Source organism: Shewanella sp. SM101 (assembly GCF_025654465.1).
GTDB lineage: Bacteria > Pseudomonadota > Gammaproteobacteria > Enterobacterales > Shewanellaceae > Shewanella > Shewanella oncorhynchi.
In genome coordinates this window covers 17,515-28,332 of the sequence record NZ_JAKKRH010000051.1, presented here as the reverse complement: position 1 = coordinate 28,332, position 10,818 = coordinate 17,515, and the positions used below count along the sequence as shown (strand labels likewise).

12 protein-coding genes are annotated in these 10,818 nt (G+C 44.1%); 6 read left to right on the top strand and 6 right to left on the bottom strand.

Features of this window, described 5'->3' with window-relative positions:
• The 4 genes from L5M38_RS20460 to L5M38_RS20445 all read right to left on the bottom strand — a co-directional run.
• Positions 1-172: transposase (locus tag L5M38_RS20460; RefSeq protein ID WP_263148087.1), on the bottom strand; the 172-nt coding region annotated here is incomplete at its 3' end.
• A gap of 725 nt (positions 173-897) precedes the next feature.
• The gene (locus L5M38_RS20455; RefSeq protein ID WP_131525581.1) at positions 898-1,623 is read right to left on the bottom strand and encodes an amino acid ABC transporter ATP-binding protein; all 726 of its coding nucleotides are present in this window, start codon (positions 1,621-1,623) and stop codon (positions 898-900) included.
• Positions 1,616-2,296 (bottom strand): amino acid ABC transporter permease, encoded by a 681-nt coding sequence (locus L5M38_RS20450; protein WP_006085903.1) that lies wholly within the window; start codon positions 2,294-2,296, stop codon positions 1,616-1,618. Before L5M38_RS20450 ends, L5M38_RS20455 begins: the two co-directional genes overlap by 8 nt.
• A gap of 7 nt (positions 2,297-2,303) precedes the next feature.
• Positions 2,304-3,038 (bottom strand): basic amino acid ABC transporter substrate-binding protein, encoded by a 735-nt coding sequence (locus L5M38_RS20445; protein WP_011847627.1) that lies wholly within the window; start codon positions 3,036-3,038, stop codon positions 2,304-2,306.
• Between the two features lie 432 nt (positions 3,039-3,470).
• On the opposite strand from L5M38_RS20445, the gene L5M38_RS20440 reads away from it, so the two are divergent.
• The gene (locus L5M38_RS20440) at positions 3,471-4,289 is read left to right on the top strand and encodes a hypothetical protein (RefSeq protein WP_263180177.1); all 819 of its coding nucleotides are present in this window, start codon (positions 3,471-3,473) and stop codon (positions 4,287-4,289) included.
• Positions 4,290-4,297: 8 nt separating this feature from the next.
• On the opposite strand, the gene L5M38_RS20435 is transcribed toward L5M38_RS20440, so the two are convergent.
• Positions 4,298-5,188, bottom strand: coding sequence for a LysR family transcriptional regulator (locus tag L5M38_RS20435; RefSeq protein ID WP_113938996.1), 891 nt, complete (start codon positions 5,186-5,188; stop codon positions 4,298-4,300).
• Positions 5,189-5,310: 122 nt separating this feature from the next.
• Here L5M38_RS20435 and L5M38_RS20430 point away from each other — a divergent pair, with 122 nt between their 5' ends.
• The 5 genes from L5M38_RS20430 to L5M38_RS20410 all read left to right on the top strand — a co-directional run bounded on the left by L5M38_RS20430 (position 5,311) and on the right by L5M38_RS20410 (position 9,569).
• Positions 5,311-5,745, top strand: coding sequence for a CidA/LrgA family protein (locus L5M38_RS20430; protein WP_028761649.1), 435 nt, complete (start codon positions 5,311-5,313; stop codon positions 5,743-5,745).
• A 2-nt stretch (positions 5,746-5,747) separates the two neighbouring features.
• A complete protein-coding gene (locus tag L5M38_RS20425) occupies positions 5,748-6,467 on the top strand; it encodes an LrgB family protein (protein ID WP_198571831.1) in 720 nt (239 codons plus the stop codon).
• 175 nt (positions 6,468-6,642) lie between these two features.
• Positions 6,643-7,134, top strand: coding sequence for a GNAT family N-acetyltransferase (locus tag L5M38_RS20420; protein ID WP_263180176.1), 492 nt, complete (start codon positions 6,643-6,645; stop codon positions 7,132-7,134).
• A 396-nt stretch (positions 7,135-7,530) separates the two neighbouring features.
• Positions 7,531-8,499 (top strand): D-alanyl-D-alanine endopeptidase, encoded by a 969-nt coding sequence (gene pbpG / locus L5M38_RS20415; protein WP_105251600.1) that lies wholly within the window; start codon positions 7,531-7,533, stop codon positions 8,497-8,499.
• A gap of 164 nt (positions 8,500-8,663) precedes the next feature.
• Positions 8,664-9,569 (top strand): hypothetical protein, encoded by a 906-nt coding sequence (locus tag L5M38_RS20410; RefSeq protein WP_263180175.1) that lies wholly within the window; start codon positions 8,664-8,666, stop codon positions 9,567-9,569.
• A 29-nt stretch (positions 9,570-9,598) separates the two neighbouring features.
• Here L5M38_RS20410 and L5M38_RS20405 read toward each other — a convergent pair whose 3' ends face one another.
• Complete coding sequence (locus L5M38_RS20405) at positions 9,599-10,696, bottom strand: calcium:proton antiporter (RefSeq protein ID WP_025008445.1); 1,098 nt, start codon at positions 10,694-10,696, stop codon at positions 9,599-9,601.
• Between the last annotated feature and the right edge of the window lie 122 nt (positions 10,697-10,818).

Genomic DNA, 10,818 nt, shown 5'->3' with positions numbered 1-10,818 from the left:
GTGTGCCACCCTGGCGTTCTAGTTTTAACTGTCTCACCCATTTATCCATAGTGGACTTACCTACGTTCATCGCCTTTGCAGCTTCGATGATGCTATGGTTTTTATCGAGGACTAATTGGGCTGCTTCAAGTTTGAATTCAGCACTAAATGTTTTTCTGGTTGTCGATCTCATGTGTTCACCTAAAGTCATCTACGAGGTAATAATATCACCTCTATTTAGGTGGCCAAAATTAGTGTGCCACTACAGTTGATCTTAAAGGGCCATCGGATATATTTCCTCTGGTAGGTACAATTTCAGTAAAAGATGGAAAAGTCCTGATCACGCCGAGGGCATCATTTAAAGCTAGCCTTTACACAAATTCATATCAGATTCCAATGGAGATTGATTTAAGTGAAGCGGCAAGCGCATAACAAGGCGCTGCTAGGGACAAATCTGCGCTGCGCTTCGGTTTGTTCTAGAGTGCGGCGTTAATCCATAGAAAATTTAATCCGAAAATCATAGATTAGAGCAAGAATTCTAACCCATTTATGTCTACTAGCTTTTTACGTATATATAGCAAAACTGGTAGTTAAAATTGGTATTGTGGCACCAGTGACCGTTGGCGACATGGATGTCGCCGTCGAGCCTATAAGGACATATTCACGGCGTGTCGCTAGAGACACAATGACAATAAACTCCCTGAACAGATAAACGGCTATTTAGCTTTGTTCAATACCTATTAATTCAAAGGCATAATGTTTATGGTGTTGTGAAAGATGATTGTATTCTGACTTGTCTAATTTAGTCTTTGTCATCAACGTTGAATGTTGGGATCCTAATTTGAATTCTTCGCTCACTGCACGTACTTATAAAGGTCATGACAGTGAGCGTGAGTGACAGGACTTAAGCCGCTTAAGCTAGCGTAATACTTTGCTTAAAAACGCTTGGGTACGGGCTTCTTTCGGGTGGCTAAATAGCTCATCTGGTGGACTAGATTCGACTACATAACCGCCGTCCATAAAGATCACTCGATCGGATACATCGCGCGCAAAGCCCATTTCGTGGGTGACAATGACCATGGTCATGCCCTTTAGCGCTAAGTCTTTCATCACGTCTAATACATCCCCGACCATTTCAGGATCGAGTGCCGATGTTGGCTCATCGAACAGCATCAAGTCTGGTTCCATCGCTAATGCGCGGGCAATGGCGACCCTTTGCTTTTGGCCGCCCGATAAACTGGCGGGGTAGGCATTGGCTTTGTCACTTAAACCAACCTGTGCCAGTAGGTCGAGGGCTTTGGTCTCGGCTTGAGCTGGCGTCATCAGTTTTAGACTAATAGGCGCTAAGGTGATGTTTTGGATGACGGTTTTATGGGGGAACAAGTTAAAGTTTTGAAACACCATGCCCACTTTTTGCCGCAGTTTATCTACGCAGGCGTTTGGCGCTGTGATCAATTGACCTTCAATCTCGATATCGCCTTGGCTTGGCTGCTCTAACAGATTGATACAGCGCAAAAAGGTACTCTTGCCACTGCCGCTTGGACCGATCACGCTCACCACTTCGCCCTGATGAATATGCTCGCTAATACCCTTGAGCACTTGGTTATCGCCGAAGTTTTTATGCAGGTTGGTTATTTTAATCACTTTGTTTCAACCTCTTTTCAAATTTCGACAGCACAAATGTGAAGCTGTAGGTCAGGAATAGGTAAATAAGGGCGCAGGTAAATAAGGGCACACTGTCCTCAAAGGTACGGCTACGGATGATTTCACCGGCGCGCATAAGGTCAACGCCACCGATAAAGCCAATGACGGCGGTTTCCTTGAGGAGCACGATAAATTCATTACCAAGTGCGGGCAGAATATTCTTAATCGCTTGGGGCAGAATAATCGACTTCATGGTCATTGCTTGGGACAAGCCAAGTGAACGGGCTGCTTCGGTTTGACCTTTATCAACGGCTTGAATCCCTGCGCGGATTATCTCAGAAATATACGCGCCGCTATTGAGACCAAAAGCGATAATGGCGGCGGTGATCTTATCGACATCTAAGGCTGAAAGCACGATGAAGTAAAGGATCACTAATTGCACAACTACTGGGGTGCCACGGATCACACCGACATAAAGATTGGCGGGGAAGCGGATATACCACTTAGACGACATCTTCATAAAGGTGGTGCCAATGCCTAACACTGCGCCTAATAACATGGCGAAGAAAGTGACGATTAACGTCACTTTCAAACCATTTAATATCAGCAGTATGCCTATCATGCCATCTTCGCCAATCGGGCTAAATAGCGAGGTATTAATTGCGTCTATCATGCTGATATCACTTTATATGGGCAGAAACGAGCGTCTGATATTGGCCGTCGGCTTTCATGTTAGCCAGTGTTTTATTGATGCTCGCCAGCAGTTCAGGCTGCTCTTTTGACACGGCGAAACCATAAAACTCAGCAGGAAAATCCAGTTTGATCATCTTTAATTCAGGATTTTTAGCCAGATAGTTAGCGGCAGGTTCGCTGTCGAATAACACTAAATCTACCTTTGAATTTTTAAGCTCCATAATGGCTTCGAAACCCGTATTAAAGGCGGTGATATTTTGGGTGTATTTTTTCGACATAATGTCAGCGGTTGTGCCTAACTGCACCGCAAAGTGTTTGCCTTTAATATCTTCAAGCGTATGAATGCTATCGTTATCTTTGTTGACTAGTACGACTTGAGTCGCTTCGTAGTAAGGCTCTGAGAAGTTTACGTTGGCCTGACGTTCAGCAGTAATCGTCATGCCCGAGGCGATAAAATCAATCTTGCCTGAGTTGAGTGCGACGATCAGTGAATCGAACTTCATGTTTTCGACTTTGAGCGTCTTGCCCGCATCTTTAGCGATTTGCTTGGCCAGATCGATATCAAAGCCTTTGATTTCATCGCCACTTTGGCCGCCAACATATTCAAAAGGAGGGAAGGCGGCATTGGTGCCAACGACTAACACGTCATCGCTTTTTCCGCATCCAGCTAACAACAAGGTGGCAGTTAAGGTCAGGCCGCCTAATAACATGGACTTTTTCATTTAAGACTCTCTTGTCGATTTCACTATCAGTGTGGCGACTATAGGCAGATGAGCATTAAGTGTCAATAATTATGCTGTTAATTTGATTAAAAATTCATTTCTATTTTGCGGTTTTCAGTCGCAAGATTGAAGCCAGCTGCTTTCCTGTACAAATTTGTGTGTAAGTTGTTTTTTCTGGGTTGAATTATTGTGCTTTGGTCTATAACTATTGTTACTGTTAGGTTTTTGGCTATCTATACTTCTGTGGTGTTTATTAGCGGCTTCTCAATGAGAGTGTCATAATTTGAACTATCGCCTATTATTCTTTGATTAAATTGGCTAGTTTAGCCGCTCTTTAACGGCAACCTTAGTTGGTGTTATTCCTATTTTATGCAGTTTAATCCTCTGGCTGATTTGATTATCAAGCTAGAAACGATATTTCAGGAGTCAAAAGTGAACTATCTCAACTCAGCATTAGTGTGTTTAGCCCTGTGCTTATCGGGTGCACTGCAGGCCGAAGAGCAAACTCAGTGGCATTACAGCTTAGGCAGCCATGATTTTGTGGTTGAGGATTCTCACACCTTAGGGGTGAATGCGAGTCTATTGTTAGAACATAAGACCCAAAGTGATATTTTGCTGACGGCGGCGCTTGATGCCTATATAGACGTAGATGTCGATAAACTCGACCCTGACCACATCCCTGTGTGGTTTAAGTCTGCCTATGCCGCGAGCGGTGAATTTTATCGTGTTAATCCCGCGTTTTCATTCGGTTGGCAGTTCGATTTACAGGGAAAGCGTAATACCGTTAGCTCGGTTGAGAAACAAGCTAAGGTATTTCCTGGGCTGACAGCTAACTTTGATGGGCAAGCATTACAGGCCCAGTTCAAAGCGGGTGCGGGTTATTACTATCTCGAAATCGATGACGATGTGCCTAGAACTCGAGGTTACGATCGTGGCGATTTTGGCAATGGTACGTTTGCTTATACCTTTATGGGAAGTGTAGGGGCTAATGTGACGCCTAAGCTACATATGCAAGTGGCCGCACAAACCTGGCAAGACGAAGACCAATGGTTAGAGAATCAATATCGCTTTGAGCTGAGTTACCAAACCGATTTTTGGCGGCCAGACAGCCTGCTCGTGCTGAGCGCCGAACACACGCAATACAATTTAGACCACTATGCCAAAGTCGATGTTAACTCGGCTGAGTATTTGCCTATTCTGCCATGGGATAGCGATACGCTAGTGCGTTTAAGCTTAGTGGTTCCTTGGTAAGAATAGGGTTATTTATGGGTTAAGTGCTTCTCGACTAAGGCGATCATGGCTTGAGCCGCGAAGGACAATACTTGGTCTTTGCGCCAAAAGAGGGATAACTCCCAGCGCAGCTCGTCACTCGCCAGCGGGATATTTACGACGCCTGACACGCTGTAGCGCCGCGCGATGGAGCGCGGTAATACCATAACCCCTGTGCCCGCGGCGACTAAGGCAATACCGAAATCGGCTTGGCTAACGCGGGTAATGTTTTTAGGGACAAATCCGGCGTGTCTGCAGGCATTGAGCACTAATTGGTAGAGAGTGTATTCGGTTTCGAACATCACCTGAGGGTCGGCACTGAGATCGCTAAACGATAATATCTGTCGGGTGGATAACGGATTTTCCTTAGGCAGCACTACTACCATAGGATCGTTAAACACGCGTATGCCGTCATAACCCTCATCAAAATCAATAATCCCAGTAGCCAGTTCAATTTCGCCCTTTTGGATTGCCGCGGTTTGCTCTACACCGCCACGGACGAGTAAGTGCATCTCTATCTGCGGATATTGCTGGCGATATTTGGCAATAATCGGGGCAAAAATTTCGGCACTCCCTAGAGGAGCCAATCCGAGATTGAGTTCGCCCGCGGTTAAGCTGCGTTGGGCTGTGAGTTCAGCGAGCATGCGTTGTCGGCCAGCGAGTAACTCTTTGCCATGTCGATAAACAACTTCGCCCGCGGGCGTGAGTTTGACTTGGGTGCCGCGTTTACCGCGTTCGAGTAAGATGAGGTCTAGCTCCTCTTCCAATTGGCGTACGGCTTTTGATAGTGCAGGTTGGGTGAGATGGACTTTTTCGCTGGCTTTACCGAAGCCTCCAGCATCGACGATTTCGATAAAATAGCGGATAACTTTGAGGTCCATTAAGGTTCACCTTTAAATGTATTCTTAAAATTCATGCATTACATTCTTAATATTCATTTTTTTTATCAAATAGGCAAGCCTAGAATAGCCCTATAGAAAACTTTGTTCTAACCGAGAAAATCATGTCATTCCCACAAGCCGCAATACGTCAGTGTCGACATTGGGCTTTGTTATTAAGCCAAATCGGCCTCTTCTGTTTACTGTCCTTCGCATGTCACTGGTTCGCCACTTGGGCACATTCTCCTATTCCAGGGAGTGTGATTGGCTTAGGTATACTCTTATTTTTATTAGGTTTTAAACTCATTCCTGAAAATGCCGTACAACTGGGCGCCGCTTGGTTGATTGGTGAGTTATTGCTGTTTTTCATCCCGCCAGTGATATCCGTTATTAAGTACGAAGGTTTGTTTGAGCAATACGGCACCAATATATTGTTCACTTTAGTGATGGGCAGTGTGTGTGTGATGTTTGGTACAGGCTTTGTGGTCGATAGAGTGTTTCGTTTTGAGCGCCAACTGAACATCAAAAAGCAAGCCCGTCGCCACGCTAAGGCAGCTTAGTTATGAATGACTCAAGAGTGGTGGATTTTGTGTTGTCGCAGACGGGATTAGCCTTATTCAGCTTATTGCTGACAATATTCTGTTACTTCGGTGCCAAGCGTCTCTATAAGTACCATAGAGTCTGGTGGTTAGCGCCCATAGTGTTAGCGCCAATAGTGATTACCTTATTGGTGTTTAATCTTAAGATCCCGCTGCCAACCTATTTTGAATACACCCATTGGTTGATGGCCATGTTAGCGCCAGCGACTATCGCCTTTGCTTTGCCGATTTATCGTGAGCGTAACTTGATCCGCCAGTATCCGCTGACGATAGGGTTAGGTGTAACGGCCGGATTGTTTCTGGGGATGATGTCTTCTTGGCTGCTGGTGAAGTTTGTGCCTCTGCCGGTGGAGTTGTCTAAGAGTTTGCTGGTACGTTCGGTGTCGACTCCCTTTGCGATGGAGGCGACCAGTGCCTTTGGCGGCGTGCCTGAGTTGACGGCCATGATGGTGTTAATTACAGGCGTCATTGGCATCTTGGTGTGCGATCCCTTATTTAAATTTATGCGTATTCGTACTTCGTTAGGTAAAGGTGTTGCTCTAGGCGCATCTGCCCATGGTGCGGGCGCAGCAAAAGCCAATGAAATCGGCAAGCAAGAGGGCGTTATCGCCAGTTTGACTATGATTTTTATTGGTATCGCTATGGTATTAGGCGCACCCGTTTTTGCATTGATTTTTATCTAGGCTTTGAATGCTATCGTGTGAGTTTTATGGCTTGAATTTACACACCTCAATTTCGGCAAATTTGCCTCTTCGAGCGCTAACTCCTTCTCGGTTATGCGCTTTTTTTTTGAGCTTACCTTCATAAAATGTGGCATGCTGTACCAAGTTGAAATACATAGTATTAATGGTGATACCTATGTCTAGTAAGTCAGACAAACAACCAAACACGCAATACAGCGTGAGTTTACGCCCGATTATTGAAAGTGATCTTGAAGCTATTTTTGTGCATCAAAGCGATCCCATTGCTAACCAGCTTGCTCAATTTCCTCCTCGAGATCGAGAAGCGTTTTTTAAACATTGGCATCAAAATATTCTGGGACAAGTGAATGTATTACCAAGGGCGATATTGGTCGATGGCAAGTTTGTGGGCAATATTGGGCATTGGCAAAGTGATGGACAAGCGCTGATAGGGTATTGGATTGACCGTGAATATTGGGGCAAAGGTATCGCGACACAGACCTTAGCGCAATTTTTGCCTTTAGTCAGTTTAAGACCCCTCTTTGCCCATGTGGCTAAACATAATTTAGCTTCACAGCGAGTGCTGCTCAGACACGGCTTTGTGCTGACAGACCAACTGATACAAGAGTGTGAAGATACTGAAGCTTTACTCGAATTTGTCTTACGCTAGCGGATAAGATGCTATAACGCGGCATTTTAGGGCGTATGTTAACGCTTTCATTCGCCTAAAATGACGTATTTAGATGCTTGAAACCACTGTTGTACAGGGACTTTTGTTAAAAGTGCAAAAAGTCGCCCATTATTTTCATTTCAAATTATTCTACTGAAAAAAATCTCTTTCTAAGATTTTATCTCTACTACAATTGAAAGGTCTAGAGCTAGATGCTTTATTGCTCTGGATTGGTGACAGGTTAAGCTGGTTTTACATAAAAAAATTGAGAAGAAAGTGCTGATCTTACTGATAAAAGTCTAATTGCATTCTATTTCTTTCACTGTAGAACTCCTATACTTAGCCAAAACCTGTGCCATAGCACAATCGATCCCTTATCTATTCAGTGAAATCTATATGAAGATCCGTTTTCTGCTCAGTAGTTTTATTCTTGCGTGCAGCAGTCTCACCGTTGCCACGACAGCGCATTCAGCCGATTCGGCCTCTGTCGCATATAAAAGCACCAAAACTCAATCGACAGCAAAAACGAAGCAAGCACCATTAAAGCAAGAAATTGCAGGACGTAGTGCGATAGTCGTGGACTTAAAAACCAATGAAGTGCTTTATTCCAATAATCCTAATGCAGTAATGTCAATTGCATCTGTCACTAAGTTGATGACAGCTATGGTGGTGCTGGATGCAAAGTTACCTATGGAGCAAAAGCTTGCGGTAAACATCCGTGATACCAAAGAAATGAAAGGTGTTTATTCTCGAGTTCGTATCGGCAGTGAAATCAGCCGTAAAGAAATGTTATTACTGACCTTAATGTCATCAGAAAACCGTGCCGCTGCAAGTCTTGCACATCATTATCCCGGTGGTCATAAAGCTTTTATTAAGGCGATGAATGCCAAAGCAAAAGCGCTGGGAATGAAAAATACCCGCTATGTTGAACCTACAGGTTTATCCTATAAAAACGTTTCGAGTGCCAGTGATCTGATTGTATTACTTAAGGCCAGTGAAAAGTACCCTATGCTAGGCCAGCTGAGTTCGACCGAGAAGAAGACGGTAACCTTTGCCAACCCAAGATACAGTTTAGATTTTCGTAATACCAATCGTTTGGTTTATAAAGATAACTGGGATATTCATCTAACCAAAACAGGCTTTACGAATGCAGCAGGGCATTGCCTTGTGATGCGTACTGAAATGGCAAAACGCCAAGTGGCATTTGTCGTGCTCGATGCTTACGGCAAATATACGCATATTGCGGATGCTAACCGTTTACGTAACTGGTTAGAGACTGGCAAAGTCACTCCTATTCCTGCTGAAGCTAAGCAATACAAGAAACAACGTAGCCAGCAGCAATTAGCTAAGTTGAGTGAGACCTAGTTTCTCGGTTGCAGCTTTATAAAAGTACAAACATAAAGGCCAGATGAGCAATCAATCTGGCCTTTATGTTTTAACGCTTTGAGTTTCTACTCAATTTTGGTAAATTTATGATGGATTTGAGCGTACCATAGTCGTTATTTTATGTTCTCAAGGATGACATTCGTGTGGATGTATTTTTAAAAAAAATTCAACTTATCTATTTTCCCTTCTTATTTCTCAGCCTGTTATTTGTTTCTGGTTACAGTTTTGTCCATTGGCTGTTGTTGGTTAACCTTGAGTTTTTTAGCCTAGATGAAGATATCGTTAATTTGTGGCTGCCACAGATACTGTCTTGGCTATTATCGATCATTTATATCCGACCTAGGCTAAAACGACTCAAGTTTGTTAAAGATAATTCGCGCTTTTTCTATTTATTGATCGCGGTGCAATTAATGGCTGTTCCTTGCATCGTTGCGCAGGAATATCTCAAGACTACCACGGGCAAGTTAACGCAATTAGCTTCGATACAAGAATTATATCTCCATGAAAATACTCAGTATTATCAGTTGCAGCAATCTTATATTGATAAGACGCAAATTGGTTTGCAGCGAAGCCTAGAGGTTACAGGTAAACATAGTAGTCACTTAAATATGGCACTGTATATCGCTATGCCGATTTTTGCAGAGCGTGCAGACAGTTGGCATGCTAAGGCCCTCGCTTGGTATGGGAAAGTTTATCAGCAGGAGATCAGTAATCGACTTGAACCCGATGAGAAAGAAGCGCAATTCAAAGCGTTTTTGGCTAAATCCCTAAATGAGTTCAATGAGTTGGACCCCCAGAGTTTTGTTTACCTTGAACGATTAGCTCCATCCTCTCTTCGTTCAGAGTTGCTCAGCGCCGCACAAAAAAGTCCGCTTTACCAAGCCGAACATCAAACGATTTTTATGCCCAAATTTGAGCCATTTGAGGCTCGTAATGGCCATAAGTTAGTGTGGATTTTTATCTGGTTTGTTGTTGGCGCTTTAGTCTGGTTTGTACTCTTACTGCGGGTCAATCTGGATGAGAAAAGCGTAAAGCCGAGACGCAAATAAATCACGCTCGGCCTTGGATTTAATAAAGTTTAGGCATGTTCAAACATTAAGAACAAGTAAACGATAAACAAGACTATATGAGTCGCGCCATGCAATGCATTGGTGCGACCGCTACTAAAGCTTACCTTACAGACCATTAAACTGGTGATTAATAGCACCATGTCGGCGGGTGACAGGCCTAAATGGACTTCTTGATCTATCACGCTGCCAATAATTAATACCGCGGGGACTGTGAGTGCAATCGTCGCGAGCACTGAGCCAAAATACAGATTCATCGCCCGCTGTAATTGATTGTTTAACGCGGCCTTAAAGCCTCCCACAGCTTCGGGAGATAAAATCAAGCAGGCCACAATAAAGCCCCCTAATGCCTGTGGAGCGCCTAGGGTAGCTACGCTGTAATTGATGGGCATAGCTAAGGTTTTTGCCAGCAAAATGACCACGAGTAAGTAGCCAATTAATAGAATGGTATGGTAAGCATTACTGCGTAGTATGCCGTGGTGTTCCTCATGGTCTTCATGATCGGCATCGACAAAGAAATGGCTGTGGCTCTTCGTCTGTACCACTAAAAAGACGCCATAGAGCAGAATTGAAATAATGATCAGCATCCAAGACATGGCTTTAGACATGCCGCCAATAGTGCCACCTTCGGTAAAATTGGGCAGTACTAAACAGAGTAGGGCGAGGGGAATAATCGCCACGAGATAGGATTTTACGCCATCTAAATTGAAATGCTGGGTATGGTAACGCCAGCCGCCAAGTAATAATGTAAAGCCTACTAAGCCATTGATGATCAACATGACGACGGCGAACATAGTGTCGCGCGCCATGACAGGGTTGGGTTCTCCGGTCAGCATCACGGAGGAGATCATCACCACTTCGAGTGAAATGACCGATAAAGTTAAGATTAAGGTGCCATAGGGATCGCCAAGCTTAATCGCTAGTGCATCTGAGTGGCGTACCACAGAGAAAATAGCCCAAGTCACTACACCCAATAGGGCGAGTGAAACGGGAATATAGGTCGAGAGGGCGGTGCCATCGGCGAGTAAGCTATCGCCACCGGTTTTAAAGAATACTAAGGTCAGTATTCCCAGTAGCAGGGCTAACTCGTCTTTCATAAATGTCTTCATAGGCAATTTGTCCTAAACGAAAAAAAAGGCCGTTAGTATAGACACTGGTTATGGCACACTTTGCATGAAACTTCCTTTAGATTTGGAGTTAAGGATAAATGTTTGAACTAGATCGCTTTTTA

Coding starts and splice junctions, on each gene's coding strand:
- pbpG (WP_105251600.1), top strand. CDS start 7,531: ATGAAGATCCGTTTTCTGCTCAGTAGTTTTATTCTTGCGTGCAGCAGT.
- L5M38_RS20435 (WP_113938996.1), bottom strand. CDS start 5,188: ATGGACCTCAAAGTTATCCGCTATTTTATCGAAATCGTCGATGCTGGA.
- L5M38_RS20420 (WP_263180176.1), top strand. CDS start 6,643: ATGTCTAGTAAGTCAGACAAACAACCAAACACGCAATACAGCGTGAGT.
- L5M38_RS20445 (WP_011847627.1), bottom strand. CDS start 3,038: ATGAAAAAGTCCATGTTATTAGGCGGCCTGACCTTAACTGCCACCTTG.
- L5M38_RS20450 (WP_006085903.1), bottom strand. CDS start 2,296: ATGATAGACGCAATTAATACCTCGCTATTTAGCCCGATTGGCGAAGAT.
- L5M38_RS20405 (WP_025008445.1), bottom strand. CDS start 10,696: ATGAAGACATTTATGAAAGACGAGTTAGCCCTGCTACTGGGAATACTG.
- L5M38_RS20425 (WP_198571831.1), top strand. CDS start 5,748: ATGAATGACTCAAGAGTGGTGGATTTTGTGTTGTCGCAGACGGGATTA.
- L5M38_RS20430 (WP_028761649.1), top strand. CDS start 5,311: ATGTCATTCCCACAAGCCGCAATACGTCAGTGTCGACATTGGGCTTTG.